The 25,651-nt window shown below is 72.0% G+C and carries 22 protein-coding genes; 12 read left to right on the plus strand and 10 right to left on the minus strand.

Annotated elements, in window-relative coordinates; all coding sequences use genetic code 11:
* Positions 1 to 90 precede the first annotated feature (90 nt).
* On the minus strand, positions 91 to 795 hold the full coding sequence (locus tag ABD932_RS04505; protein WP_345008774.1) for a TetR/AcrR family transcriptional regulator: 705 nt from the start codon (positions 793 to 795) through the stop codon (positions 91 to 93).
* Between the two features lie 138 nt (positions 796 to 933).
* Here ABD932_RS04505 and ABD932_RS04510 point away from each other — a divergent pair, with 138 nt between their 5' ends.
* Together ABD932_RS04510 and ABD932_RS04515 are read left to right on the plus strand one after the other, a co-directional pair.
* The gene (locus ABD932_RS04510; RefSeq protein WP_345008776.1) at positions 934 to 2,151 is read left to right on the plus strand and encodes a saccharopine dehydrogenase family protein; all 1,218 of its coding nucleotides are present in this window, start codon (positions 934 to 936) and stop codon (positions 2,149 to 2,151) included.
* Between the two features lie 106 nt (positions 2,152 to 2,257).
* The gene (locus tag ABD932_RS04515; protein WP_345008778.1) at positions 2,258 to 2,491 is read left to right on the plus strand and encodes a WhiB family transcriptional regulator; all 234 of its coding nucleotides are present in this window, start codon (positions 2,258 to 2,260) and stop codon (positions 2,489 to 2,491) included.
* Positions 2,492 to 2,499: 8 nt separating this feature from the next.
* Here ABD932_RS04515 and ABD932_RS04520 read toward each other — a convergent pair whose 3' ends face one another.
* Genes ABD932_RS04520 through ABD932_RS04535 form a run of 4 tightly spaced genes read right to left on the minus strand, consistent with a single transcriptional unit; the run spans position 2,500 to position 7,224 of the window.
* Positions 2,500 to 4,335, minus strand: a complete 1,836-nt coding sequence (locus ABD932_RS04520) for a sensor histidine kinase (RefSeq protein WP_345008780.1) — start codon at positions 4,333 to 4,335, stop codon at positions 2,500 to 2,502.
* Positions 4,332 to 5,036 carry a response regulator transcription factor gene (locus tag ABD932_RS04525; RefSeq protein ID WP_345008781.1) on the minus strand — a complete coding sequence of 235 codons (705 nt, stop codon included), beginning with the start codon at positions 5,034 to 5,036 and terminating at the stop codon, positions 4,332 to 4,334. Before ABD932_RS04525 ends, ABD932_RS04520 begins: the two co-directional genes overlap by 4 nt.
* A gap of 29 nt (positions 5,037 to 5,065) precedes the next feature.
* Complete coding sequence (locus ABD932_RS04530) at positions 5,066 to 5,797, minus strand: hypothetical protein (RefSeq protein ID WP_345008783.1); 732 nt, start codon at positions 5,795 to 5,797, stop codon at positions 5,066 to 5,068.
* Between the two features lie 41 nt (positions 5,798 to 5,838).
* Positions 5,839 to 7,224, minus strand: a complete 1,386-nt coding sequence (locus tag ABD932_RS04535; RefSeq protein ID WP_345008785.1) for a M1 family metallopeptidase — start codon at positions 7,222 to 7,224, stop codon at positions 5,839 to 5,841.
* Positions 7,225 to 7,365: 141 nt separating this feature from the next.
* Between ABD932_RS04535 and ABD932_RS04540 the strand changes: the two genes are divergently transcribed.
* Complete coding sequence (locus ABD932_RS04540; protein WP_345008787.1) at positions 7,366 to 7,716, plus strand: DUF488 domain-containing protein; 351 nt, start codon at positions 7,366 to 7,368, stop codon at positions 7,714 to 7,716.
* A 22-nt stretch (positions 7,717 to 7,738) separates the two neighbouring features.
* Here ABD932_RS04540 and ABD932_RS04545 read toward each other — a convergent pair whose 3' ends face one another.
* Entirely contained in the window at positions 7,739 to 9,412 is a 1,674-nt protein-coding gene (locus ABD932_RS04545; RefSeq protein ID WP_345008788.1) for an FAD-binding dehydrogenase, read from the minus strand.
* Positions 9,413 to 9,446: 34 nt separating this feature from the next.
* Positions 9,447 to 10,073 (minus strand): TetR/AcrR family transcriptional regulator, encoded by a 627-nt coding sequence (locus tag ABD932_RS04550; RefSeq protein WP_345008790.1) that lies wholly within the window; start codon positions 10,071 to 10,073, stop codon positions 9,447 to 9,449.
* 142 nt (positions 10,074 to 10,215) lie between these two features.
* On the opposite strand from ABD932_RS04550, the gene ABD932_RS04555 reads away from it, so the two are divergent.
* The 4 genes from ABD932_RS04555 to ABD932_RS04570 all read left to right on the plus strand — a co-directional run bounded on the left by ABD932_RS04555 (position 10,216) and on the right by ABD932_RS04570 (position 14,211).
* On the plus strand, positions 10,216 to 10,845 hold the full coding sequence (locus ABD932_RS04555; RefSeq protein WP_345008792.1) for an alpha-ketoglutarate-dependent dioxygenase AlkB family protein: 630 nt from the start codon (positions 10,216 to 10,218) through the stop codon (positions 10,843 to 10,845).
* A gap of 111 nt (positions 10,846 to 10,956) precedes the next feature.
* A complete protein-coding gene (locus tag ABD932_RS04560) occupies positions 10,957 to 12,138 on the plus strand; it encodes an acyltransferase family protein (RefSeq protein WP_345008794.1) in 1,182 nt (393 codons plus the stop codon).
* A gap of 49 nt (positions 12,139 to 12,187) precedes the next feature.
* Complete coding sequence (locus ABD932_RS04565) at positions 12,188 to 12,934, plus strand: MBL fold metallo-hydrolase (RefSeq protein WP_345008796.1); 747 nt, start codon at positions 12,188 to 12,190, stop codon at positions 12,932 to 12,934.
* Positions 12,935 to 12,975: 41 nt separating this feature from the next.
* Positions 12,976 to 14,211 (plus strand): DUF4032 domain-containing protein, encoded by a 1,236-nt coding sequence (locus ABD932_RS04570; RefSeq protein ID WP_345008798.1) that lies wholly within the window; start codon positions 12,976 to 12,978, stop codon positions 14,209 to 14,211.
* 1 nt (position 14,212) lies between these two features.
* Here the strand turns inward: ABD932_RS04570 and ABD932_RS04575 are convergent, their stop codons facing one another.
* A complete protein-coding gene (locus ABD932_RS04575) occupies positions 14,213 to 15,094 on the minus strand; it encodes a universal stress protein (protein WP_345008800.1) in 882 nt (293 codons plus the stop codon).
* A gap of 21 nt (positions 15,095 to 15,115) precedes the next feature.
* On the opposite strand from ABD932_RS04575, the gene ABD932_RS04580 reads away from it, so the two are divergent.
* From ABD932_RS04580 to ABD932_RS04600, 5 genes are all read left to right on the plus strand, one after another.
* Positions 15,116 to 15,406 (plus strand): VOC family protein, encoded by a 291-nt coding sequence (locus ABD932_RS04580; RefSeq protein WP_425587402.1) that lies wholly within the window; start codon positions 15,116 to 15,118, stop codon positions 15,404 to 15,406.
* A gap of 120 nt (positions 15,407 to 15,526) precedes the next feature.
* Positions 15,527 to 17,203, plus strand: a complete 1,677-nt coding sequence (locus ABD932_RS04585; protein ID WP_345008802.1) for an NAD(P)/FAD-dependent oxidoreductase — start codon at positions 15,527 to 15,529, stop codon at positions 17,201 to 17,203.
* Positions 17,200 to 18,645 carry an ATP-binding protein gene (locus ABD932_RS04590; protein ID WP_345008804.1) on the plus strand — a complete coding sequence of 482 codons (1,446 nt, stop codon included), beginning with the start codon at positions 17,200 to 17,202 and terminating at the stop codon, positions 18,643 to 18,645. The genes ABD932_RS04585 and ABD932_RS04590 overlap by 4 nt, the downstream gene beginning before the upstream one ends.
* The gene (locus ABD932_RS04595; protein WP_345008806.1) at positions 18,642 to 18,995 is read left to right on the plus strand and encodes a UBP-type zinc finger domain-containing protein; all 354 of its coding nucleotides are present in this window, start codon (positions 18,642 to 18,644) and stop codon (positions 18,993 to 18,995) included. The genes ABD932_RS04590 and ABD932_RS04595 overlap by 4 nt, the downstream gene beginning before the upstream one ends.
* A 73-nt stretch (positions 18,996 to 19,068) precedes the next feature.
* Positions 19,069 to 22,014: a helix-turn-helix transcriptional regulator gene (locus tag ABD932_RS04600; RefSeq protein WP_345008808.1), complete on the plus strand. Its 2,946-nt coding sequence runs from the start codon at positions 19,069 to 19,071 to the stop codon at positions 22,012 to 22,014.
* Between the two features lie 13 nt (positions 22,015 to 22,027).
* Here ABD932_RS04600 and ABD932_RS04605 read toward each other — a convergent pair whose 3' ends face one another.
* Both ABD932_RS04605 and ABD932_RS04610 read right to left on the minus strand, forming a co-directional pair.
* On the minus strand, positions 22,028 to 23,218 hold the full coding sequence (locus tag ABD932_RS04605) for an SGNH/GDSL hydrolase family protein (RefSeq protein WP_425587403.1): 1,191 nt from the start codon (positions 23,216 to 23,218) through the stop codon (positions 22,028 to 22,030).
* A complete protein-coding gene (locus ABD932_RS04610; RefSeq protein WP_345008810.1) occupies positions 23,215 to 25,590 on the minus strand; it encodes a glycosyl hydrolase family 95 catalytic domain-containing protein in 2,376 nt (791 codons plus the stop codon). The genes ABD932_RS04605 and ABD932_RS04610 overlap by 4 nt, the downstream gene beginning before the upstream one ends.
* Positions 25,591 to 25,651: the final 61 nt, after the last annotated feature.

The following is a 25,651-nucleotide window of genomic DNA, read 5'->3' on the forward strand; positions in this document are numbered from 1 at the left end:
CGAGCATGTGGGATGAATTTTCTCAGACTGCGGACACGCCAGGCGTCCGCGACGAGCAGGACGGTGCACCACGGCACCTCAGGCGGAGCCCTACCGCAACGCCTCCAACTGCGCGGCCACGCTGTCCAGCAGCATCTCCAGCGCCGTCGGATAGGCGCTGGTCACCATCCGCGTCGCCAGCAGGGGCGCCGCCTCGGCGATCCGGGGATGCGTGGTGCGCGGCAGCCGCGCGTAGGTCGAGCGCCACATGTCCTCGTCGGCGCGCAGCGAGTCGCTCGGCAGGGTCAGGGACGCGGCGTCCAGCGCGGCGAAGGCCAGGGTCTGGTCGATGAAGGCGTGGTAGATGCGCACGGTGTCCGGCAGCGGGAGGCCGGCCCTGCGCAGAATGTCCAACACGGCCTCGTCCGCGGCGAGTTCGTTGGCGCGCCCGGTGACCCGGTTCGTGGTCAGCACGGCGGCCTGCGGATGGGCCACGTACGCCGCGTGGATGCGCAGCCCGACGGTGCGCAGGTCCTCCCGCCACTCCCCCGTCGGCTGCCAGCCGTCCAGCGCCCGGCCGATGAGGGCGTCACCGATGGCGAGCGTCAGGTCGTCCATGCCGCGGAAGTACCGGTACAGCGTGCTCGGGTCGGCGTCGAGGGCCAGGCCGAGGCGGCGCGCGGTGAGACCGGCGCTGCCGTGTTCGCGCAGCATGCGCAGCGCCGTCTCGACGATGAGCCGCTCGGACAGCACGGTGCCGCTCTTCGTGGGACGGCGTCGGCGCCGCTTCTCCTCGGGAACGACCGGTTTCGGCACGATGCACTCCGTCCGTACGCCGCACTCTTCGCCTTATGCCAACGCCATTGACCTTACGTGACCGAGCGGCGTTGTATCTCCGGCGGGGCCCCACCACGTCGTAGACCTTCAGTGACCTTCAGTCGAGGGAGTCATGTCATGCGTGTACTGCTCGTGGGCGCCGGCGGTGTGGGCACCGCCGTCACCCGGATCGCGGCCCGGCGTCCGTTCTTCGAGGCGATGGTGGTCGCCGACTACGACCTCGCGCGCGCCGAGGCGGCCGTGGCGGCGCTGGGCGGCGACGCCCGGTTCCGGGCCGAGCGCGTGGACGCGGGCGACGAGGCGGCGGTGGCCGCGCTGCTGGAACGGCACGCCTGCGACGTGCTCCTCAACGCCACCGACCCGCGCTTCGTGATGCCGCTGTTCCAGGCCGCGCGCACGGCCGGGGCCACGTACGTCGACATGGCGATGTCGCTGTCGCGGCCGCATCCGGAGCGGCCCTACGAGGAGTGCGGGGTCAAGCTGGGCGACGCCCAGTTCGAGCAGGCGGCCGACTGGGAGAAGGCGGGTGCGCTGGCCGTCGTCGGCATGGGTGTGGAGCCGGGGATGTCGGACGTGTTCGCCCGGTACGCGGCCGACGAGCTCTTCGACGAGATCGAGGAGATCGGCGTCCGCGACGGCGCGAACCTCACTGTCGACGGCTACGACTTCGCGCCGTCCTTCAGTATCTGGACCACGATCGAGGAGTGCCTCAACCCGCCGGTGGTCTACGAGGCCGGGCGCGGCTGGTTCACCACGGAACCCTTCAGCGAGCCGGAGGTGTTCGACTTCCCCGAGGGAATCGGGCCGGTCGAGTGCGTGAACGTGGAGCACGAGGAGGTGCTGCTGATGCCGCGCTGGGTCGACGCGCGCCGGGTGACCTTCAAGTACGGCCTGGGCGAGGAGTTCGTCAACACGCTGAAGACGCTGCACCTGCTGGGCCTGGACCGCACCGAGCCGGTGACCGTGCCGGGCGCCGACGGGCCGGTGCGGGTCTCGCCCCGGGACGTCGTCGCCGCGTGTCTGCCGGACCCGGCGACGCTGGGTGAGCGCATGCACGGCAAGACCTGTGCGGGCACCTGGGTGCGGGGCGTCAAGGACGGGAAGCCGCGCGAGGTGTACCTGTACCACGTGGTCGACAACCAGTGGTCCATGGCGGAGTACGGCAGCCAGGCCGTGGTGTGGCAGACCGCCGTCAACCCGGTCGTCGCCCTCGAACTCCTGGCCACCGGCGCCTGGTCCGGTGCGGGGGTGCTGGGCCCGGAGGCCTTCCCGGCCCGGCCGTTCCTGGATCTGCTGACCGCGTACGGCTCTCCGTGGGGCATGCGCGAACAGTGACCGAATCCGCCGGGTCCCAACGGGGTTTCACTTGCGCATCGACAGGCGACTCGAAAACGAGTAATGCATCCACCGAGGGCACGTTCCACGATCGCAGGTGACTTTGATGGACGACTGGCGAGACCACGCCGCCTGCCGCCATGAGGACCCCGACCTCTTCTATCCGATCGGCACCTCCGGGCCGACCGTGTTGCAGACGCAGCAGGCGAAGGCCGTCTGCCGGCGCTGCTCGGTCCGCGAGCAGTGTCTGCGCTGGGCGCTCGACATGGACCAGTTCATCGGGATCTGGGGTGGCAAGAGCGAGGCCGAGCGAAGGGCGCTGCGACAACAGGCCGGATGACCCATGGGTCACGGAGCCGTGCCGTCGGGCTCGGCGGCGGCCGGCAACCGCATCGTGAACACGGACCCGGCGCCGGGCTCGCTCGCCGCCGTGACCGTCCCCTGGTGCGCGGCGACCAGGTGCCGGACGATCGGCAGGCCGAGCCCGCTGCCTCCGGTCCGTCGGCTGCGGGACTTCTCCGCGCGCCAGAACCGGTCGAAGACGTACGGCAGGTCCGCGGGGGCGATACCGGCCCCCGTGTCGGTGACTGAGAGGACGACGTCGTCGCCGTCACGCCGGGCGGCGAGCGTCACGGTGCCGTCGGCCGGTGTGTGCCGCAGGGCGTTGGAGACGAGGTTGCCGAGCACCTGACGCATGCGGACCGGGTCGGCGTCCAGCCACGGGGTCCCGTACGCCGTGGTGCGCAGGGTGACGCCGGCCGTGTCGGCGGCGACGCGGTGGGCGGCGGCGACCTGGTGGAGGAGTTCGTCGGCGCGGACCGGCTCGCGGTGCAGGCGCAGGGTGCCGGCGTCGGCGGCGGCGAGGTCCTGGAGGTCGTCGATGACGCGCTGGAGGACGAGGGCCTCCTCGTGCAGGGAGTCGAGCAGGGCGGGGGCGGGGTCGACGACGCCGTCGCGGGTGACTTCCAGCCAGCCGCGGATGTTGGTGAGCGGGCTGCGCAGTTCATGGGCGATGTCGCTGACCATCGCCTTGCGCTGGGCTTCCAACCGCTCGCGCCGCTCGGCGAGTTCGTTGAAGGCCGCGGCGAGGATGCCGGTCTCGTCCCGGGTGGTGACCGGGACCCGTACATGCAGCTCGGGCGGCTGCTGGGCCGCCTCCGTCAGCGCCCGCAGGGGCCGGACGAGCCGGGTGGCGACCACGGCGGTCACGGCCACGGTGACGGCCAGCACCAGTCCGGCGGCGCCGACGACCTTGGCCTTGTTCGCCGGGGACATGTCGAACCGGACGGCGGTGGTGTCCCCGCCGCCGAGGAACAGTTCGGCGACGGGGGCGACGTAGGGGTCGAGCTGGGCGCGGCGCGCGGCGTCGGCACACTCCTCCGCCTCGCGCAGGGCCTCGCGGTCTCCGGGCCCGGCGACCTTGCCCATGAGGTACCGGGTGCCCAGGCGTCGGTCGGTCACGTCGACCGCGCCGAAGACGTGCGTGCCGGGGCTCAGACCGTGCTGTTCCAGACAGGCGCGGGAGCGCTCGGCCAGGTCGGCCAGGGCCTTCTCCTCGGTGGGCGTCGGGGTGTTGAGCAGCCCGTCGGCGCACGCGTCGGGCACCTGGCCGCCCGCGACGGGTCCGTCGTGATCGGTGACGACCGGACGGCCGCTCGGCGTCTGCACGACGTCGGCCTCGTAGCCGTGGCGCGCGAAGCACATCTGCCGGACCTTGGCGAGCTTCTCCAGCCGGGCCCTCTCCTCACCCGTCACCCGGTACGGCCCCACCACCCGCGGATCGATGCCGCTGCGCTGTGCTCCCCGCGCCGTGTAGGTGTCGATGCGCAACGGGTCGACGGTGGCGGCGGCGCGCGGCGGCAGGGAGGTGCCGGGCGGGGCCGAGTCGGCGATGATCCGGCGCTCGGGGGTGGTCAGGGCGATACGACGCCCGGTCTGCGCGGACAGGGCACGCACCGTCTCCTCGACGCCCTCCCACCCGGAGTGGGTCGCGGCATGGCCGCTGAGCCGGGCGAGGACGTCCATGTCCTCCGCGAGGACCTGCCCCTGTTCCTCCCGCAGTGCCCGGGTGGTGGTCTCCACGGCAAGCCAGGCCGTCGCGGCCACCGAGCACACGGCGATCAACACCGTGGCGATCAGCAGCCGCACCAGGAGGCGTTTGCGCAGCGGGACGGGCCCGGTCATCCGCGGCCGCCGCTGAGCTTGTAGCCGACGCCGAAGACGGTCAGCAGCCGCACGGGCCTGCGCGGGTCGGCCTCGATCTTCCTGCGCAGGTTCATGATGTGGACGTCGACGGCACGTTCGGTGGACGCCCTGTCGGTGCCCCGGGTGTACTCCAGCAACTGCCGCCGGGAGAAGACCCGTTCGGGTTCGGCGGCCATGGCCAGCAGGATCTCGAACTCGGCCGGCGTGCACTCCACCGCCGCCCCGTCGCACCGCACCTCGTGCCGTACGGGGTCGACGGCGATCCCGGCGGCGCGCAGGACGGCCTCCTCCCGCCGGTCGTCGCCGCGTCCGCTGCGCCGCAGCACCGTGCGGACGCGGGCCATCAGCTCACGCGGACTGTAAGGCTTGGTCATGTAGTCGTCGGCGCCGAGTTCGAGGCCGAGCAGGACGTCGTCCTCGGCCGACCGGGCCGTCAGCATCAGCACGGGGATGTCTGGATTCTCGGGGTTCCGGCGCAGCACCCGGCACACCCCGAAGCCGTCGATCACCGGGAGCATGAGGTCCAGCACGACGAGGTCGGGCCGTCGCCGCCGGACCGCGTCGAGGGCGGCCGACCCGTCGTGGACGACGGTGGCGGTGTGACCCTCCGCCAGCAGGGAGCGGCGTATGAGTTCGGCCTGCATCTCGTCGTCCTCGGCGACCAGCACATGTGCGCACACGCGGCGGATCCTAAGCGCTCGGGGAATGTTCAGCGGGCGAGTGACCTGGCGTCGCCCATGACGACGACGGGATGCCGGTCGGGGTCGAGCGCCAGCAGCAGCTCCTTCATGTGCTCGCGCGCGATGCTGACACAGCCCTGTGTGGGCCCGTCGTGGTCGACGTGCAGCCATATGCCGCCGCCCCGGCCCGCCCCGAGCGGGCGGGTCCAGTCGAGGGGCGAAGTGCCGGGCTCGCGGTTGTAGTTGATGGCGATCACGTAGTCGAAGGAGCCCGCGAGGGGCTCGCCCTCGAAGCCGGTGCCGGTGGCGGTGAATCCGACGCCGTGGTCGTACGGCAGCCTGGTCCCGGGGTCGGCGAGCAGGCCCCCGGCGTCGGTGAGGGTGAAGACCCCGACAGGTGAGCGCAGGTCGCCGGCGCGATGGTGGTCGGTCCAGCCGCGCAGCGCGTTGTGGGCGGGCCGACTCTCACCGGCCTGCCAGCCCGCCTCCGTCCGCTCGTACAGGACGACCGTGGACAGCGGGGAGTTCTTGCCACGCCCGGTGACGACGACGACCTGCCGCGTCCGGGACGGCACCTCGGCCCACGTCTTGGGCCCCAGCCCCGGCACCTGCTGCGGGGCCACCTCCAGGGAGATCCGGGGCGCGGGGCTCGTCGAGGACGCGGCGGCCGGGCGTTCCGGCGTGGCCGCCGCGCCGCCCCCGCATCCGGTGAGGAAGAGGGCGGCGGCGAGCAGGGCGACCTGCGGTCTGCGTGTGATCATGCGTCGACCTTCGCCGACACTTGTTTGGAACTCGTCAGGTTCTAGGGTGCGTCCGGCTTGCCCTGCTGGTACACCCATGTCTGGAAAAGGCCGTCGAGGTCCTTGCCCGACACCCGCTCCGAGAGGCGCACGAGCTGGGCGGCCGTACCGTGCCCGGCGCGGTGCTCGGCGGCCCAGGCCCGCAGGATCCGGAAGAACACCGGGTCCCCGACGGCCTTGCGGAGCTGGTGCAGAGCCATCGCCCCACGGGCATAGACGGGCGTGCCGAAGATGTTCGCACCACTGCCCGGGTCGCCCGGCGGAAACTCCCACAGTCCGTCGCTCGCCGGCCGGGAGTACAGGTCGTCGAAGGTCTTCTGCGCTCTGTCGCCGCCGTGTTGTTCGGCGTAGAGCCACTCGGCGTAGGTCGCGAAGCCCTCGTTGAGCCAGATGTCCTTCCACGAGGTCAGGGTGACCGAGTCGCCGAACCACTGGTGGGCGCTCTCGTGGACGAGGGTGCTCAGGTCGGGGGCCGCGTCGTACACGGGCCGCGTCTGGGTCTCCAGGGCGTAGCCGACGTTCGGGGCCCGGTCGACGATCGAGCCGGCGGCACGGAACGGGTAGGGCCCGAAGAGCTTGCTCTCCCACTCCAGGACGGACGGCAGCTTCTTCAGGACGGGCGCGGCGGCGTCGGCCTCGCGCGGGTCGACGGCGTTGTAGACCTGGATGCCGTCGCGGGTGGTGTACCGCTCCACCTTGAACTTCCCGACCGTCGCCGTGGCCAGGTAGGCGGCCATCGGCTCGGACTGGCGCCAGCGGAACGTGGTCTGTCCGTGCGCGGTCGTCCGCCCCAGGAAGACGCCGTTGGCGACCGCGGTACGGCCCTTGGGAACGGTGATCGTGAAGTCGTACGACGCCTTGTCCGTGGGGTGGTTGTTCGCCGGGAACCAGGTCATCGCGCCCTGTGGCTCGCCCGCGACGAAGGCGCCGTCGTCGGTGGGGATCCAGCCGTCGAGCGAGCCGTCCGGGTCGGTGACCGGGCTCGGCTTGCCGTTGTAGGCGACGGTGACACGGAACCATTGCCCCTTGTGCAGGGTCCGGCGCGGGGTGACGGTGAGTTCCTGCCCGTCGCGGCTGAACCCCGCCTTGTCGCGGTCGACGGTGAGGCCCGTGATCTTCAGCCCGTTGAGGTCGAGGTTGAAGCGGCTGAGCTTCTGCGTGGCACGGGCGTAGAGAACCGCCTTGCCGTCGAGATGGCGGCTGACCGGGTCGTAACGGAGGGTCAGGTCGTAGTGCCCGACGTGATAGCCGCCGTTTCCGGCGAGCGGGAAATAGGGGTCGCCGGCGCCGGGCGAGCCGGGTGAGGGGGGCGCGGCGGCGGCGAGCAGCGCCACGACGGCGAGGGGGACGGTTCCGAGGACGAAGGTGCGTCTGACGGCCTGTGACACATGCGCTCCTGCGGTGGGGGGTGCAAGACGGCTTCACAGTAAGGGTGATCTCCGCGGAACTCGCCCTGCATCAGGTCAAGAAGCACCGCACCTCGCAGTACGCTCCCGGCAGCCCGCCCCCCCCACCAGAAAGGCACCGCCGTGAGCGTTCGCGTGCGCCGCGTCTACGAATCGCCCGAACCACAGGACGGCGTGCGCATCCTGGTCGACCGGCTGTGGCCGCGCGGTCTGTCGAAGGACGCCGCGCGGGTGGACGAGTGGCCCAAGGGGCTCACCCCGTCCACGGAGCTGCGGCGCTGGTACCACGCGGACGACAGGTCGTACGAGGAGTTCGCCGAGCGGTACGAGGCGGAGCTCGCCGCGCCGGAGGCGGCCGAACTCGTCGACCATGTACGGGAGTTGGCACGCAAGGGCGATGTGACGCTGCTCACCGCGTCCAAGTCGCCCGAGCAGAGCCACGCCGCCGTGCTGGCCCGCCTCCTCGACGCCTGAGGAGACGGGCCGTACGCCACCCTCAGCCCGTCTGCCGCGCCGCGGCCCGGCCCGCCGCCCGGCCCGAGAAGAGGCAGCCGCCGAGGAAGGTGCCCTCCAAGGCGTTGTAGCCGTGGACGCCGCCGCCGCCGAAGCCGGCGACCTCACCGGCCGCGTACAGGCCGTCGATGGGGGTGCCGTCGGATCCGAGGGCGCGGGAGTCGAGGTCGGTCTGGATGCCGCCGAGGGTCTTGCGGGTCAGGATGTGCAGCTTGACGCCGATCAGAGGGCCGGCTGCCGGGTCGAGGATGCGGTGCGGGGTGGCGACGCGGCCGAGGCGGTCGCCGATGTAGCGGCGGGCGTTGCGGATGCCCTGCACCTGGGCGTCCTTGCTGTACGGGTTGGCGATCTGCAGGTCGCGGGCCTCGATCTGGCGCCGGATGCCCTCCACGTCGAGGAGCGGCTTCTCGGTCAACTGGTTCATCTTCTCGACCAGTTGCTCCAGGTTCGGCGCGGTCACGAAGTCCGCGCCGTTGCGCAGGAAGGCCGCCACCGGCCCCGGGGCGCCCTTGCCGAGCACCCGCTCCTTCAGGAACCCGGCGCGGTCCTTGGCGGTGATGTCGGGGTTCTGCTCGGAGCCCGACAGTGCGAACTCCTTCTCGATGATCTTCTGGCTGAGGATGAACCAGGAGTGGTCGTACCCGGCGATGTCCGCGTCGGTGCGCAGGTGCTTGAGGGTGCCGAGGGTGTCGTAGCCCGGCAGGCACGGGTCGGGCAGCCGGCGGCCGAGGGCGTCGAACCACAGGGAGGACGGGCCGGGCAGGATGCGGATGCCGTGGCCGGGCCAGATCGGGTCCCAGTTCTGCAGGCCCTCGGTGTAGTGCCACATGCGGTCGCGGTTGACGAGCCGTACGCCCGCCTCCGCGCTGATGTCCAGCATCCGCCCGTCGACGTAGGCGGGGACGCCGGTGACCATCTCGGTGGGCGGGGTGCCGAGCCGCTCGGGCCAGTAGCGGCGGACGATGTCGTGGTTGGCGCCGATGCCGCCGGTCGTGACGACGACGGCCTGCGCGGTCAGCTCGAACTCGCCGACGCGGTCACGGTTGGAGGCGACACCCCGGGGTGAGTGGTCGTCGGCCAGGACCGTGCCGCGCACGCCGCGTGCCGCGCCCTCCTCGATGACCAGCTCGTCGACCTGGTGCCGGTGGTAGAAGGTGAGCAGCCCGTCGCGCGCGGCCTGCTTGGCGTACCGCACGAACGGCTCCACGACGCCCGTGCCGGTGCCCCAGGCGATGTGGAACCGGGGCACGGAGTTGCCGTGGCCGTGGGCGCGCAGGTCGCCGCGCTCGGCCCAGCCCACCGTGGGCAGGAACTTGATGCCGTGCCCGTCCAGCCAGGCCCGCTTGTCACCGGCCGCGAACTCGACGTACGCGCGCGCCCAGCGCACCGCCCAGGAGTCCTCGTCCTCCACCCGGTCGAACCCGGCGCTGCCCTGCCAGTCGTTCCAGGCCAGGTCGAGGGAGTCCTTGATGCCCAGGCGTCGCTGCTCCGGGGAGTCGACGAGGAACAGCCCGCCGAAGGACCAGAACGCCTGTCCGCCGAGGTTGGCGGCGTTCTCCTGGTCCACCAGCGCGACCCTGCGGCCCCGGCTGGTCAGTTCGCTCGCGGCAACCAGGCCCGCGAGTCCCGCTCCGACGACGATGACGTCGGCATCCATGGCGACCGTCCCTTCCTCATGTCCTCATGTGCGCTCATGCGGTGGTGTCGCTGCCGTCGGTGAGCAGCGCGGTGAGCAGTTGTCCGAGCCAGACGCGGGCGTGCTCGATGTCCCGGTCCAGCAGCAGTTGGGTGGTGACGCCGTCGTACGCGGCGACCACGGCGTGGGCGGCGCCGTCGATGTCGCCGAGCGCGGCGGGCAGTTCGGTGTGTCCCCGCGCACGGGCGAGCCGGTCGGCGATCGCCCCGCGCAGTCGCGCGCGGTGCTCCAGCAGGCTCTGGGCGACGGCCGGGTCGCGTGCGGCGTGCACCAGGAAGTCCGTTTTCACCAGCAGCCAGTCGCGGTCCAGGAGCAGCACCTCGGTCACCCGGTCCACGGCGGCCGGCACGTCCAGGTCCGGGCCGTCGACGGCGAGCGCCCCGGACACCTGCTCCGCGATCAGGTCCGCGCGCTGCCGGTAGAGCGCGAAGAACAGCTCGTCCAGGCTGTCGAAGTTGGAGTAGAAGGCGCCCCTGCTGTAGCCGGCGGCCTCGCAGACCTCCTCGATGGAGACCCGGCCGAACCCCTTGGCGGCGAACACCGCGAAGGCGGCGTCGAGGAGGTTGGCCCGCGTGCGGACGCGGCGCTTGGTGACGCGCCTGGCCGTTTCCTCCACCGCCATCTCGGGACCTCCGTTCGATACGTGAATGTATCCGATACACAGATGTATCCAAAGAGGCGGGAGGGCATCCGTCGGGCGTCCGTCGGCGATCCGCCGGACATTCGATGGGAACAGACTTTCGATTCGGGGGTACGCTGGAAGCATGGCCACGCACCTCCAGGGCTCCCTGTTCGACCAGACCGACGAGCTGCGGCTCGGCTCCCTGACCGGGATCCGTCGCACGCGGCTCGCCCATGGCGCCTGGATCGACGTGCTGCCCGGCTGGCTCAGCGGGGCCGACGCGTTGTTCGAACAGCTCGCAGCCGAGGTGCCCTGGCGTGCCGAACGGCGCACGATGTACGACCACGTGGTCGACGTACCGCGCCTGCTCGCCTTCTACGGCGTGGACGACGCACTCCCGCACCCTGCGCTCGCGCAGGCCCGGGACTCACTGTCCGCGCACTACGCCGAGGAACTGGGCGAACCGTTCACCACGGCAGGGCTCTGCTACTACCGCGACGGCCGGGACAGCGTGGCCTGGCACGGGGACCGGATCGGGCGGGGTGCGCGCGAGGACACGATGGTCGCCATCCTCTCCGTGGGCGCGCCCCGGGATCTGCTGCTGCGTCCGATGCGGGGCGGCGGCGAGACGGTGCGCCGCCCGCTGGGGCACGGAGACCTCATCGTGATGGGCGGCTCCTGCCAGCGGACCTGGGAACACTCCGTACCGAAGACCACGCGCGCCACGGGACCGCGCATCAGCGTCCAGTTCCGCCCGCACGGCGTGCACTGAGGCTTCAGAGGCGGCCGCTTCGGTTGCACGCGGGGGGCTGCCTCCGGCGGACGGTGCCGGAGGCAGCCCTTCCTCTGGGCGAAGCCCCGCCGCGCCTCCACACTGAGGCGGGTGAGCGCTCAGACGCAGGCAGCGGCCACGGCTCCCCGGCGCGGCGAGTTGGACGCGCTGCGGGTCTTCGTCGTCCTCGGCTTGGTCTTCTTCCACTCCGGCCTCGTCTTCTCGCCGGACGACGACTTCTACGTCAAGAACGCGGAGACGACCGACGCCGTCACCGTGCTGGCCGGGTTCGGGGTCGTGTGGGCGATGCCCATGCTGTTCCTCGTCGCCGGGCTCGGCTCCCGCTACTCGATCCGCCGCCGCGGGCCGGCCCGCTTCACCCGTGAACGCCTGTTGCGCCTGGGCGTTCCGCTGGTCTTCGCGACGGTCGTCCTGTGCCCGCTCCCCCAGTGGCTGCGGCTGCGGGCCGCCGACGCCGGCTACGACGAGTCGTACTGGCGTTTCTGGCCCCGCTTCCTCACCGTCCACCTGGACGCGGCCGATTTCCCCTTCGTCCTCGACGGGGAGCACTTCGAGACCGGGCATTTGTGGTTCGTCGTGCTGCTCCTCGCCTTCAGCCTGCTCCTGGCCCCGGTCGCGGCGCCGCTGGCCGCCTGGACCGAGCCCATGGGGCAGGCGGTGGAGCGGCGCCCGGCGCTGCTCCTGCTGCCCGCCCTGCCGCTCGCAGCGATCAACGCGTTCTTGGACATGGAGGAGGGCTTCGCGGGCTGGAACCGCTGGGCGTACCTGGTGTTCTTCCTCTTCGGCTACGCCCTGGCCGGCGACGCACGCGTCCGTGCCGCACTGCGCCGGCTCGCCGTGCCGGTGGGAGTGGCCGGGCTGGTGCTGTTCGCGGGGACCGCGCCCGGATTCCTGGCCCTGGACGACCCGTTCACCGAGTGGGGCCCGTTCGCGCTGGTGACCCGGGCGGTGTTCGGGGCGGCGGGCTGGTGCTGGGTGGTGGCGATGCTCGGGCTGCTGGACCGGCCGCGCGAGGCCGGGCCGCCCTCGCGCGCGATGATGTATCTCGGGCTCGCCGCCCTGCCGCTGTACGTGCTGCACCAGCCGGTCGTCGTGGCCCTCGCGTACGGCGTGGTGGGCTGGTCGGCGCCGATCGTGGTCGAGTACGCGGTGATCGTGACCGGTTCGCTGGCGGTGATCCTCGTGCTCCACGAGTGCCTGGTGCGCAGAACGCGGCTGACGCGGTTCCTGTTCGGGATGCGTCCGGCCCCGCCGAACGCGCTTTCATCTTGATCTGCTTTCCTGTGTCCGTCGGGCACGGACCTCACCACCTGGGACGATCATGCGGGCAGACCCACAGCAAGTCGCCGACGGCACCTACCTGGTACACGGCAGCAACACGAACTGGGTGATCCTGACCGAGGGCGACGCGGTCACGCTGATCGACACCGGCTACCCCGGGGACCGGGCCAAGCTCCTCGCCTCGCTGTCCGAGGTGGGCAGTACACCGGAGGCGGTCAAGGCCGTACTGATCACACACGCGCACACGGACCACCTGGGCAACGCCGAGTACCTGCGCGACACGTACGGCACCCCCATATACCTCCACGAGGCCGAAGTGCCGCACGCCCGCCGGGAGTTCCTGCACCAGGTGAACGTGGGGACGGTCCTGAAGAACGGCTGGCGGCCCGGCGTCCTGCCCTGGGCGATCCACGCGATCCGCTCGGGCGGCACCGCGCACGTGCCGGTCATCGCCCCCGAGGCGTTCCCGTCGGCCGGTCCGCTGGACCTGCCCGGCCGTCCCGTGCCGGTGCACACGCCCGGCCACACCGACGGGCACTGCGCCTTCCATCTGCCGGACGCCGGTGTGGTGGTCGCGGGCGACGCCCTGGTGAGCGGGCACCCGACCTCGCGGATCAAGGGACCGCAGCTGCTGCCCGACATGTTCCACCGCGAGCGCTCCCGTGCGGTGGCCTCGCTGGACGTGCTGGAAGGGCTCAAGGGCGATGTGCTGCTGCCCGGGCACGGGCCGGTGCACCGGGGCGCAGTACGCGACGCTGCTCTTCAGGCCCGGGAACGCGCGCTCTAAGGTGAGGTGACGATCACCGGCGAGGCGAGGACGAACGGCCCATGGCACTGCAGATCAGCGCGACGAACCCGGAGCATCCCGCGCTCCTGCTGGAGCTGCCCTGGCATCTGCCGCTGGAGGAGTGGCCGGAGGACGTCCTCGTCCCGCTGCCGCGCGGTATATCCCGGCACGTCGTGCGCTACGCCCGGGCCGGCGACGAGGTGATCGCCGTCAAGGAACTCGCCGAGCGCCCGGCGCTGCGCGAGTACGAGCTGCTGCGCGACCTGGACCGGCTCGGCATCCCGGCGGTGGACCCGCTGGCCGTGGTCACCGGGCGCACCGACACCGACGGCGGTCCGCTGGAGTCGGTCCTGGTCACCCGGCACCTGGGCGGCTCGCAGCCGTACCGCTCGATGTTCGAGACGACGATGCGCCCGGCGACCATGCATCGCCTCATGGACGCGCTGGCCGTGCTGCTGGTCCGCCTCCACCTCGCCGGATTCGCCTGGGGCGACTGCTCGCTGTCCAACACGCTGTTCCGGCGCGACGCCGGCGCCTACGCGGCGTATCTCGTGGACGCCGAGACGGGCGACCTGCACCCCCGGCTCAGCGAAGGACAACGCGACTACGACCTCGACCTCGCCCGGGTCAACATCAGCGGCGAGCTGCTGGACCTGGAGGCGTCCGGGGCGCTGCACCCCTCCGTGGACCCGATCGAGTTCGGCACCGAGATCTGCGCCCGCTACCGGAGCCTGTGGCAGGAACTGACCCGCACCTCCGTCTACCCGGCGGGCAAGTACCACTACATAGAGCGCCGGATACGCCGCCTGAACGACCTCGGTTTCGACGTGGCCGAGATGCAGATCGAGCACGCCACCAACGGCGACACGGTCACCTTCGTACCGAAGGTCGTCGACGCCGGCCACCACCAGCGTCAACTGCTGCGCCTCACGGGCCTGGACACCGAGGAGAACCAGGCCCGGCGGCTCCTGAACGACCTGGAGAGCTGGATGGCCACCCAGGACGACTACGCCCCGGGCGACCCCCTCGGCGCCCGCCCCGAGGTGCTCGCGCACCGCTGGGTGCGCGACGTCTTCCGCCCCACGGTGCGGGCCGTACCGCTGGAACTGCGCGGTTCGATGGACCCGGCCGAGATCTACCACGAGCTGCTCGAACACCGCTGGTACCTGTCCGAGCGGGTACAGCACGACATCGGCCTGGACGCGGTGGTCGAGGACTACATCACCAACATCCTGCCCAAGGCCCGGGAGACGCTGCAGCCGACGACGTCCGACTGACTCAGGCGTGCGGCACCACGGCCACCGGGCAGTCCGCGTGGTGCAGGACGCCGTGCGCCACCGAGCCGATCCGGGCGCCCACGGCCGTACGACGGGCGCGGCGCCCGACGACCATCAGCTGGGCCCGTCCGGCCACGGACAGCAGCACCTGCCCGGCGCTGCCCATCTCGACGTGCTCGACGACCTGGACGTCCGGGAAGCGTTCCCGCCACGGCTGCAGTGCCTCGCCCAGGGCCTTCTTCTCGTACGGCTCCAGGCCGCCGGCCTCGTCGAGGAGCTTCAGGGAGCCCGGGCTGTAAGCGAACAGCGGCGGCAGGGTCCAGGCCCGCACGGCACGCACGGTCGCGCCGCGCGCGGCGGCCGTCTCGAAGGCGAAGCGCAGCGCGCCGGCGCTGTCGTCCGCGTTCCCGTGCTGACCGACGACGATCTCGCGTCCGGCGGCCTCGGCGGATGCCTGGTCCCCGGCTCGTACGAGGACGACGGGCCGTGTCGCCCCGGCGATCACCTCCTGTCCGACGGAGCCCAGCAGGAACCCGACGACCACGCCGTGGCCCCGTGACCCCAGCACGAGCATGTCGGCGTCCGCCGCCGCGGCGACCAGCGTCTCGGCCGGCCGGCCGTCGAGGACGTCGGTGGTGACCTCGAGGCCCGGGTGCCGCTCGGTGACGGAACGGGCGGCCTCGGTCAGCCCCTCCCGTACCCACTGGGCCTGGGTGTCGGCGTCCTTGGCGTATCCCGCGTCGATCGCCTCGTGCGGCTGGAACCGCCAGGCGTGCACCACCCGCAGGGCGAGCCCCCGTCGGACCGCCTCGCGGGCGGCCCAGGCCAGCCCGGCCAGGCTCTCCTCCGATCCGTCCACCCCTGCCGTGATCGGGCGCGTCATTCCGGCTGCCTCCCTCGTGTCGTGGTCACCGTCCGTGGTACCCAGTTTTCCCTACGCTGTGCCCATGGCACTGGAGTGGCCGAGAGGGACCGCCTGCCGGGGCTGATCTTCGCGCCGGTCCCGGAGGGCAAGACCGTCAAGAACCGCCTCCACCTCGACTTCCGCCCCGAGGACCAGGACGCGGAGGTCAGCCGCCTCCTCGCGCTCGGCGCCCGCCACGTGGACGTCGGCCAGACCGGCGAGGAGAGCTGGGTCACCCTTGCCGATCCGGAGGGCAACGAGTTCTGCGTGCTCGCCCCGCGTCGCGGTTGAACGTCATACCCGAGCGAAGCGGGCGCATCGAACATACGATGGGGCCGAGTCGGCGCGGCGGCTGCGCCATCCGGACGCCTTCGCCGTACCGAGAACGCGAACCCTCGGGGTGGGAGACGTATGGCACAGGCCGCCGACGCAGCGCGGACCGTCATCCTGACCGTGGACGACGACCCGGGAGTGTCCCGGGCGGTCGCCCGTGATCTGCGGCGGCGCTACGGCGAGTCGCACCGCATCGTGCGCGCGGAGTCCGGCGAGTCCGCGTTGCAGGCGCTGCGCGAGCTGAAGCTGCGCGGTGATCTCGTCGCCGTGATCCTGGCCGACTACCGCATGCCGCAGATGAACGGCATCGAGTTCCTGGAACAGGCCCTGGACGTGTACCCGGGCGCCCGCCGTGTGCTGCTGACCGCGTACGCGGACACCAACGCGGCGATCGACGCGATCAATGTCGTCGACCTCGACCACTACCTGCTCAAGCCGTGGGATCCGCCCGAGGAGAAGCTCTACCCGGTCCTGGACGACCTGCTGGAGGCGTGGCGGCGCAGCGACTACCGGCCGGTGCCGAGCACCAAGGTCGTCGGGCACCGCTGGTCGGCGCGATCGTCGGAGGTGCGGGAGTTCCTCGCCCGCAACCAGGTGCCGTATCGCTGGTACTCGGCGGACGAGCCCGAGGGGCAGCGGCTGCTGGCCGCCGCCGGGCAGGACGGGCAGCGGCTGCCGCTGGTGATCACGCCGGAGGGGACGCCCCTCGTGGCGCCGGAGGCACCCGAGCTGGCCGCGCAGGTGGGGCTGGCCACGACGCCGACGTCCGAGTTCTACGACCTCGTCGTCATCGGCGGCGGGCCCGCCGGGCTCGGCGCGGCCGTGTACGGGGCGTCGGAGGGGCTGCGGACCGTGCTGGTGGAGCGGTCGGCGACCGGCGGGCAGGCCGGGCAGAGCTCCCGGATCGAGAACTACCTCGGCTTCCCGGACGGCGTGTCCGGGGCACAGCTCACCGACCGCGCCCGGCGGCAGGCGACGAAGTTCGGCGCCGAGATCCTCACCGCGCGCGAGGTGACGGGACTGGAGGTCAGCGGCGCCGCCCGGATCGTACGGTTCTCGGACGGCTCGGCGGTCGCCGCGCACAGCGTGATCCTGGCGACCGGGGTGTCGTACCGGCAGCTGCAGGCACCCGGCTGCGACGACCTGACCGGCTGCGGGGTGTACTACGGGTCGGCGCTGACGGAGGCGCCCGCATGCCAGGGCCAGGACGTGTACATCGTCGGCGGCGCCAACTCCGCGGGGCAGGCGGCGATGTATCTGTCGCGGGGCGCGAAGTCGGTGACGCTGCTGGTGCGCGGCGGGTCGCTGTCGGCGTCCATGTCGCACTATCTGATCCAGCAGATCGAGGAGGCGCCGAACATCTCGGTGCGCACGGGCACGGTCGTCGAGTCCGCGCACGGCTCCGGCCACCTGGAGCAGCTGACGCTGCGGGAGGTGGAGAGCGGGCGGAGCGAACTCGTCGACGCCCAGTGGATGTTCGTGTTCATCGGCGCGGCCCCGCTCACCGACTGGCTGGGCGAGACGGTGCTGCGGGACGAGCGCGGGTTCATCCTGGCCGGGCCCGACCTGACGTCCGACGGGCGGCTGCCGGCGGGCTGGGAGCTGGACCGGCCGCCGTACCACCTGGAGACCAACGTTCCCGGCGTGTTCGTGGCCGGCGACGCGCGCGCCGAGTCCGCGAAGCGGGTCGCGTCCGCGGTCGGCGAGGGAGCCATGGCCGTCATGCTCGTCCACCGTTATCTGGAGCAGTCATGAGCGGACAGCCGCTGCCGTGCAGCCCCGAGGAGATCGGCTCGCTGTTCCTGTTCGAGAAGCTGACACCGGAGCAGCTCGGACGGTTGTGCAGCGAAGGGCGGATGGAGAGGTTCGAGCCCGGCCCCGTCTACACCGAGGGCGAACCGGCCACCTGTTTCTACGTGATGATCGAGGGCACGGTCGTCCTGTCGCGCCGGGTGGGCGGCGACGACGTCGAGGTGAGCCGTACCTCCCAGCGCGGGGTGTACGCGGGGGCCATGCAGGGCTACCTCGGGGACCGGGTGCGGCAGGTCTACAACGGTTCCATGCGGGTCACGGAGCCGACACGGTTCTTCGTGCTGCCCGCCGACTCGTTCTCGAGCATCATGCAGGAGTGGTTCCCGATGGCGGTCCACCTGCTGGAGGGGCTCTTCTTCGGTTCGAAGAACACCCAGCGGGCCATCGGGCAGCGCGAACGGCTGCTGGCGCTGGGGTCGTTGTCCGCCGGTCTCACGCATGAGCTCAACAACCCCGCGGCGGCGGCCGTACGGGCCACCGCGACGCTGCGGGAGCGGGTGGCGAAGATGCGGCACAAGCTCGCCATCATCGCCGGCGGCTCCTACTCCCCCGAGACCCTCGCGAACCTCGTCGACATCCAGGAGCGCACCGCCGAACGCGTCGCCAAGGCGCCCGCGTTGAGTCCGCTGGAGGCCTCGGACCGGGAGGACGCGCTCACCGACTGGCTCGACGATCACGACATCCCGGAGGGGTGGCGCATCGCCCCCACCTTCGTCCAGGCGGGCCTGGACGCCGACTGGCTGGACCAGGTCGCGTCGACCGTGGACGAGGACATGCTGCCGAGTGCGATCGGCTGGCTCAACTACACCGTCGAGACCGAGCTGCTCATGGACGAGATCGCGGACTCCACCACGCGCATCTCGCATCTCGTCGACGCCGCCAAGCAGTACTCCCAGCTCGACCGCGCGCCCTTCCAGAACGCCGATGTGCACGAACTCCTCGACAGCACCCTGCTGATGCTGTCGGGCAAGATCGGCCGGCAGATCAAGGTCGTCAAGGAGTACGACCGTACGCTGCCGAAGATCCCCGCGTACCCGGCGGAGCTCAACCAGGTGTGGACGAACCTCATCGACAACGCCGTCGCCGCGATCAACAGCGCGGGCGGCGACGGGACGTTGACCGTGCGGACGGCCTTGGATCACGACCGGCTGCTGGTGGAGTTCCGTGACACGGGGGTGGGTATCCCGCCGGAGAACCGGGGGCGGATCTTCGATCCCTTCTTCACGACGAAGCCCGTGGGTGAGGGCACCGGCCTCGGCCTCGACATCTCCTGGCGGATCGTGGTCAACAAGCATCACGGCAACATCCAGGTGGAGTCGGTGCCGGGTGACACACGGTTCCAGGTGCTGCTTCCGCTGACAGCGGTCGAGGAGGAGTCGGAATGACCAGCGACAACGGAATCGATCCGAGCGTCCCGCCGAGCGGGAGCGGGTGCGCCGAATGCGATGCGGTCGGCGGGTGGTGGTTCCATCTGCGGCGATGTGCGACATGCGGTCATGTGGGGTGTTGCGACAGTTCGCCCGCGAAGCACGCGACCGCGCACTTCCGGGACACCGGGCATCCGTTCGTGCAGAGTTTCGAGCCGGGTGAGGAGTGGTTCTGGGACTACGCCAAGAATGAGATGTACGAGTCGGGACCCGAGCTGGCTCCGCCGGTGAGCCACCCGGCCGATCAGCCGGCGCCGGGGCCCGCGGGGCGGGTGCCGGATGACTGGGCGAAGACGCTGCGTGCCTGATCGCGCGGTTCCCGGCGGCCCCGAGGAGCAGGTCGGCCCGAGTGCTGTCGGTCGTGAGTGACAGGATGTATCCGTGTCGCAGACCTCATTCAGCACGCCGTTGATCGGGCGGGACGTCGAACTGGACCGGCTCTCCGGGGTGTTGGAGCGTGCCCGGGGCGGGGAGGCCCGGGCCGTGCTCATCGCCGGCGATGCCGGGGTCGGCAAGACCCGGGTGCTGGACGAGGTCGCGGGGCGGGCTGTGGAGCGCGGCATGATCGTGCTGACCGGCCACTGTGTCGATCTCGGTGATGTCGGGCTGCCGTATCTGCCGTTCACCGAGGTACTGGGGACGGTCGCCGGTGACGAGCGGTTCGCGGATGTCCTGGCCGCGCACCCGGTGGTCGACCGGCTGCTGGGCGGCGGGACGGACGCAGTGGGCGACAGGCTACGGCTGTTCGAGGGCATCGCAGGGCTGCTGGGTGATCTGGCGGATGTCGCGCCGGTGCTGCTCGTGCTGGAGGACCTGCACTGGGCCGACCAGTCGTCGCGGGACCTGCTGCGGTTCCTGCTGAGCCGGGGGATCCTGCAGCGGGCCGCGAGTGGGGCGCCCTCGCACCGGCTGGCCGTGTTCGCGTCGTACCGCGCGGATGATCTGCATCGGCGTCATCCGCTGCGCCCGTTGCTCGCCGAGCTGGTGCGGCTGCCCGCCGTGGAGCGGCTGGAGCTGCGGCCGATGGCCGACGCCGAGGTGGCCCGGCTGGTGCGGGCCGTGCAGGAGCGGCCGCTGTCGGACGCCACGGTGCGACGGATCGTCGAGCGGGCCGAGGGGAACGCCTTCTACGCGGAGGAGCTGGTCGCGGCCACGGACGCGGAGGCCGGCGGGATGCCCGGCGGACTGGCCGACGCTCTCCTCATCCGGTTCGAGCAGCTGACGGACACCGCGCAGCAGGTGCTGCGCACGGCAGCCGTAGCGGGACGTCGTGTCGAGCACGACCTGCTGCGGGGTGCCGTGGGGATTCCGGAGGAGGAGCTGGAGTCCGCGCTGCGTGAGGCCCTCGGGCGGCAGCTCCTCGTGCCGGGCGACCGCGACACGTATGCCTTCCGGCACGCGCTGGCGCGTGAGGCGGTGTACGCCGATCTGCTGCCGGGTGAACGGGCCCGGCTGCACGGCACGTTCGCCCGCCTGCTCGCCGGACGCGGCCGCACGGCCGAGACGGCGGCGGAGCGCGCCCATCACTACCGCGCGAGCCATGACCTGGCCGAGGCACTGGTCGCCTCGCTGGAGGCCGCCGACCACGCGCAGGGGGTGGGCGCGCCCGCCGAGGAGCTGCGGCATCTGGAGGCCGCGCTGGACCTGTGGTCGTCGGTGGACCAGTCGGCGCGGCCCTCGGGTGAGGGCAACGACCGGGTGACGCTCACCCTGCGCGCGTCGGCGGCGGCCGCGCACGCCGGGGAGGCCCACCGCGCGGTCGCCCTCACGCGCGCCGCACTCGCGGGCGTCGGCCAGGACACGGACACCGAGCTCGCGGCCCGGGTCCGCTACACCCTCGCCGGCAATCTGCTCGGCGTCGACAGCCTGACGGCGGCGTTCGCCTACAGCAGTGAGGCGCTCGCCCTGATCCCGGCCGAGCCCCCGTCGCGGACCTGGGTGTGGGCGGCGGCCACGCATGTCATGGCGGCGCGCACGGTCGGAGAGGACGAGACCGCGCTCCGGGTCGCCCGCGAGGCCCTGCGCACCGCGGAGAAGCTCCAGGTGACGGATGCCCGAGCGGACCTGCTCATCTCGCTGGCCACGCTCGAGGGCGGTGGCCGGCGTACGCCGGAGGGCCGTGAACGACTCCGTGAGGCACGGGAGTTGGCGCGGCAGTCGGGCAACGCGCCGGTGGAGATGCGCGCCCTGTTCCATCTCGCCGCCGGCTGCCACGAGTCCGGTGATCTGGAGGAGTCTCTGCCGTGGCTGGCGGAGGGGCTGGACCGGGCCCGGCGTGCGGGGTTGCTGTCCTCGCCGTATCCGCTGGAGATGCGGTTTCTGCAGCTGCTGGTGCTGTACACGCTGGGCCGCTGGGACGAGTGCGTGCGCGCCGCGGCGGCCGACGCCGAGATGCTGCCCGCGGCGGGCGCCTTCACGACCGGTCCGGCAATGTACGTCGCCCTCGCGCGCGGCGACTCCGCGGCCGCCGAGCAGGCTCGCGCCCTGCTGGAGGGACCCTTCGACTGGATGAGCACGCTCGTCGCCGCCATCACGCTCACCGATGCCGCCGCGCAGCGCGGTGACGCGGAGGAGGCGGTGCAGCGGATGCGTTCGACCGTCTCGGCCCTCACCGACGACACGGGGATACTGCCCGACGTCACGGTCCGGCTCGCCGCCCTCGCGCTCTCCGCCGTCGCCGACCGGGCCGCCGAGCTGCGCCAGAACGGAGACGAGGCGGGGGTGCGCAGCTGGGCGGACACGGCGACCGAGCTGGTCGAACTGGCCCGGACGACGGCCGCACGCGGCCGGGTCGGCACGCCGCAGGGCCCGGAGGGCATGGCGTGGCTGGCCCGTGCGGAGGCGGAGTGGGCGCGGGCGGTGGGCGGGCCGGACACGGCCGCGTGGGCGAAGGCGGTGGCCGCGTTCGACTACGGCGACGACTACGAGCGGGCGCGGTGCCGACTGCGCCACGCCGAGGCCCTGTTGGCCACGGGCGACCGCGAGGCGGCGGCCACCGAGGCCCGGGCCGCCCGGGAGACGGCGGCCCGGCTCGGCGCCACTCCCCTGCTGGAGCGACTGGACACCCTCATCCGCCGCGGGCGCCTCGCGGAGGCCTCGCCCGACCGCTCCTCCCCGCTCACGGCCCGCGAGCAGGACGTCCTGCGCCTCCTCGCCCTCGGCCGCAGCAACCGGCAGATCGGCGAGGAGCTGTACATCACCGGCAAGACGGCGAGCGTCCACGTCTCCAACATCCTCGCCAAGCTGAGCGCCGCGAGCCGCACGGAGGCGGTGGCGGTGGCCTATCGGGAGGGCCTGATCACGCGTGAGGAGACGGTGGGCCGATGACACGGACCGCCGATCAGCCGGTGGCGTCGCAGTCCAGGGCGCTCAGGTCGACGGCGTCGGCCATCGCCTGCATGCCCTTGTCGTTGGGGTGTATGTGGTCGCCGCCGTCGAGGGCGGGAAGCATCCTCTCCTGGTCGTAGGGGCTGCGCAGGATGCGGTCGAAGTCGGTGACGGTGTCGAACTCGCCGCTGGTGCGGAGGAAGGCGTTGACCTCCTGGCGTACGGCCTCGGAGGCCGGGTCCCATTCGTGCCAGCCCTTGAAGGGGCCGACGGTCGCGACCGCGACGCACTTGCCGGCCGCGTGCGCCCGGTCGGCGAGTTCGCGGTAGCCCTCGATCAGGTCCTCGGCGGTGACGCCCGTGTGGGCCTTGATGTCGTTCACGCCCTGGAAGAGGAACACGGTCCGCACACCCGGCAGGGACAGGGCGTCGCGCTCCAGCCGGTTCAGCGCGCTCTGGCCGGGGCCGTCCGCGAGGACCTTGTTCCCGGAGATGCCCTCGTTGGCCACGCCTTTCACCGCCGTGTCCGCCTTTCGCAGGCGGCGAGCCAGGTAGTCGGGCCAGCGGCGGTTCAGGTCGGAGGTGGACTCCCAGCCGTCGGTGATGGAGTCGCCGAGGGCGACGACGGCTCCGGTGCCGGCGGGGGCGCGTACGGAGACGGCGTCGAGGTAGAACCAGGAGCCGGTCGGGATCGTCCAGGCGGCGCCGCTCTCCTCGGCGGTGTGGTCGCCCTGGGTGGCGTACGACGTCTGCATGGCCATCCAGTGGCCGCTCGCCGGGCCACCGGCGTCCGGGCTGTGCAGGCTGACGACGAGGTTGGTCGCGGCGGGCAGCCTGCCGGGCAGCGGGTCGCTCCACACGGTGCCGCCCGCCGGCACGGTGACCGTACGCGCACCGCCGAAGGCCAGGCGCCGGTTGCTTCCCGGCCGCAGCTCGGCGCCCTGCTTCTGGACACCGGCGTAGACGCTGTCGAAGGTCAGCGGCCGGTCCCCGAAGGCGTTGGAGAGCCGGATCCGCAGGTCGCTGCCACCCGTGCTGGTGTGCACGACGAGGCGGTAGCTGCGGCCGGCGATGCCGTCGCCCATGCGGTCGGCGCTCGCCGCCCAGGTGACGACGCCGCTCGCGTCGGCGGTGGCCCCGGCGGGCGGGGACTGGCAGGCGACGAGCGTCAACAGGACGGCGGCCAGCGGGAGTCGGGCCCTCACCGGGCGAAGTCCTTCAGCGTGACGGCCGCACCGGGCTTCAGGGTGACCGTGCGGGACGCATCGCCGTACGCGACCGTCGTGGTGCGGCCCCCGACGCTGTGGATGCGGGCCTCGGTCGGTCTGCCGTCGCGCCAGCTCAGGTCGACCTGGAAGCCGCCGCGTGCTGCCACGCCCCTGATGGACCCCGAGGCGGCCCAGGCCTCGGGGAGCGCGGGGAGGAGTTCGATGTGTCCCGGCCGGGAGTACAGCAGCATCTCCACCATCGCGGCCGGTGTACCGAAATTGGCGTCGATCTGGAAGATGCCCCGGCCGCGTTCCACCTCGTAGATGTCGAAGAGGTTGAACGCCGTGCCGTTGCTGCCGTCCGTCGAGGGGCGGAGGTTGTTGACGAACAGTTGGTAGGCGTTGTCCGCGTCCTTCAGGCGTGCCCAGCACAGGCTGCGCCAGGCGTTGGCCCAGCCGAAGCTCTCCATGCCGCGCGCGGTGAGCAGGGCGGTGGCGCCGGCCACGATGTCGGACGGGGTGGAGCCGTCGGGGCGGATGCGGTCGCCGGGGAACAGGCCGACGAGCGGGGACAGGTGGCGGTGCGTGGTCTCACCCAGGTTGTCGGGGGACATCCACTCCTCCAGCCAGCCGGTGGTCGGGCTGACCCGCGGCAGGTACAGCCTCCTGCGCAGTGAGGCGATCGTGTCCGCGTAGCCGGTGTCCCTCCGCAGCTCGGCAGCCGCGGTGCAGTAGTTCCCGAACAGCGCCCACACCAGTTCCTGAGCATAGGTGATGCCCTTGGCGTCGAGCGGGCCGTGCTCCGGAGACCAGTCGCTGTCCGCGACGAGGACCTCCTTCGAGGTGCCGGGGAGGGTGGTGGTGAGCAGCCGCGCCGCCCAGAACTCGCACGCGCCCTTCAGCAGCGGGTAGATCTTCTTCAGGTGTTCGCGCGACCCGGTGTACTCGTAGTGCTCCCACAGGGTGGTGCACAGCCAGGCGTTGCCCGCCGGATGCCACCACCAGCCGCCTCCGCCGTAGGGGTTGGTGGAGATGGCGACGGTCCAGCCGGCGTTCTCTCCGCTGGAGTTGCGGTAGCGGTTGCGCGGGTCGTTGAAGAGGCGCCGGGTGGTGTCGGTCCAGGACGGGAGCTGGGCGAGGCAGTAGTCGGTGAGGGCGTCGAAGCAGGACCCGAGGCCCGTGCGGTCGGCCATCCAGTAGTTCATCTGGATGTTGATGTCGGTGTGGTAGTCGCCCATCCAGTCCGGGTCGTTGCCGTCGAGCCACAGCCCCTGGAGGTTGAGGGGCAGGCTGTCGCGTGAGCCGGAGATCATGAGGTAGCGGCCGAACTGGAGGTAGGCGGCTTCCAGTTCGGGGTCGGGTTCGGGATCGCGGGTGCGGGCGTGCAGGCGCTCCCAGGTGTCCAGTTCGCGCTGGGCGTCCGTGGAGGTGCCGAGGGAGAGGTCGAACCGTCCGTACAGGGCGCGGTAGTCGGCGACGTGGGTACGCCGCAGGGTGTCGGCCGATTCCGTGGCGGCGGCGCGGACCTTCGTACGGGCCAGCCGCTCGGGGTCGAGGGAGGCGTCGCGGAAGCCGGCCTCGGCGTCGGGCGCGTAGTTGGTACCGGCGCTGACCACCACCGTGAGGTCCTTGCAGCCGGAGAAGTCGATCCGGGTGCCGTGCACGGTGACCTTGCCGCCCCTGCCGCGGGCTTTGACGGCGGCGCCGTAGCGCAGGCCGTTGGGGAGGGCCGCGCCGAAGGACTCGGCGCTGGTGGGGTTCTCGCCGTGGGTGCCGGTCAGCTGGATGGTGCCGGTGTAGCGGCCGCCGCCGCTCTGCGTGAGGTGCAGGACGATGACGTCGTCGGGGTGGCTGGCGTACATCTCGCGCCGGTAGGTGACGCCGGAGCGGACGTAGGAGCTGGTGACGAGGCCCTGGGCGAGGTCGAGGGTGCGGCGGTAGCCGAAGACCGCGCCGAGGTCGTGGTCGGGGATGTCGACGATGAGCCTGGCCAGCAGCGTGAACGAGCCGAAGTCCGAGCGGCCGTAGGGGAACTGGCCGTCCTTGTCGAGGGTGTCGTTGAGGCCGCCGGTCCACATGGTGGCGTCGGTGATCAGCAGGAGTTCGCGGCCGGGGTCGTTGCTCGCGAGGGCGCCGATGCGGCCGTTGCCGAGGGGCAGGCCCTGTTCGATCAGGGAGCCCTCGTCACCGGGGGCCTGCCACCACAGCCGGTGGCGGGAGGCGTCGGCGGGCAGCGGGACCTCGGCGGGGCGGGCGGGTGCGGCGGAGGCGGTGAAGGCGGGCAGCGTGCCGAGGGTGGCGGTGAGGCCCGCGGTGGTGGCGAGGGAGAGGAGGGTTCTTCGGCTCGGCTCGTTCGGGCTGGTGTCCATGTGCGGCTCCGGATGCGTCTGGGGCGAGGGGGCCGGCGCGGGGCCGGACCCCCGTGGGGGT

The organism is Streptomyces shaanxiensis, assembly GCF_039537145.1.
Lineage (GTDB): Bacteria > Actinomycetota > Actinomycetes > Streptomycetales > Streptomycetaceae > Streptomyces > Streptomyces shaanxiensis.

What these genes read in the sequence shown, in the direction of transcription:
- ABD932_RS04510 (WP_345008776.1), top strand. Translation starts at nt 934, where the DNA reads ATGCGTGTACTGCTCGTGGGCGCCGGCGGTGTGGGCACCGCCGTCACC.
- ABD932_RS04515 (WP_345008778.1), top strand. Translation starts at nt 2,258, where the DNA reads ATGGACGACTGGCGAGACCACGCCGCCTGCCGCCATGAGGACCCCGAC.
- ABD932_RS04520 (WP_345008780.1), bottom strand. Translation starts at nt 4,335, where the DNA reads ATGACCGGGCCCGTCCCGCTGCGCAAACGCCTCCTGGTGCGGCTGCTG.
- ABD932_RS04530 (WP_345008783.1), bottom strand. Translation starts at nt 5,797, where the DNA reads ATGATCACACGCAGACCGCAGGTCGCCCTGCTCGCCGCCGCCCTCTTC.
- ABD932_RS04545 (WP_345008788.1), bottom strand. Translation starts at nt 9,412, where the DNA reads ATGGATGCCGACGTCATCGTCGTCGGAGCGGGACTCGCGGGCCTGGTT.
- ABD932_RS04550 (WP_345008790.1), bottom strand. Translation starts at nt 10,073, where the DNA reads ATGGCGGTGGAGGAAACGGCCAGGCGCGTCACCAAGCGCCGCGTCCGC.
- ABD932_RS04555 (WP_345008792.1), top strand. Translation starts at nt 10,216, where the DNA reads ATGGCCACGCACCTCCAGGGCTCCCTGTTCGACCAGACCGACGAGCTG.
- ABD932_RS04565 (WP_345008796.1), top strand. Translation starts at nt 12,188, where the DNA reads ATGCGGGCAGACCCACAGCAAGTCGCCGACGGCACCTACCTGGTACAC.
- ABD932_RS04570 (WP_345008798.1), top strand. Translation starts at nt 12,976, where the DNA reads ATGGCACTGCAGATCAGCGCGACGAACCCGGAGCATCCCGCGCTCCTG.
- ABD932_RS04575 (WP_345008800.1), bottom strand. Translation starts at nt 15,094, where the DNA reads ATGACGCGCCCGATCACGGCAGGGGTGGACGGATCGGAGGAGAGCCTG.
- ABD932_RS04585 (WP_345008802.1), top strand. Translation starts at nt 15,527, where the DNA reads ATGGCACAGGCCGCCGACGCAGCGCGGACCGTCATCCTGACCGTGGAC.
- ABD932_RS04590 (WP_345008804.1), top strand. Translation starts at nt 17,200, where the DNA reads ATGAGCGGACAGCCGCTGCCGTGCAGCCCCGAGGAGATCGGCTCGCTG.
- ABD932_RS04595 (WP_345008806.1), top strand. Translation starts at nt 18,642, where the DNA reads ATGACCAGCGACAACGGAATCGATCCGAGCGTCCCGCCGAGCGGGAGC.
- ABD932_RS04610 (WP_345008810.1), bottom strand. Translation starts at nt 25,590, where the DNA reads ATGGACACCAGCCCGAACGAGCCGAGCCGAAGAACCCTCCTCTCCCTC.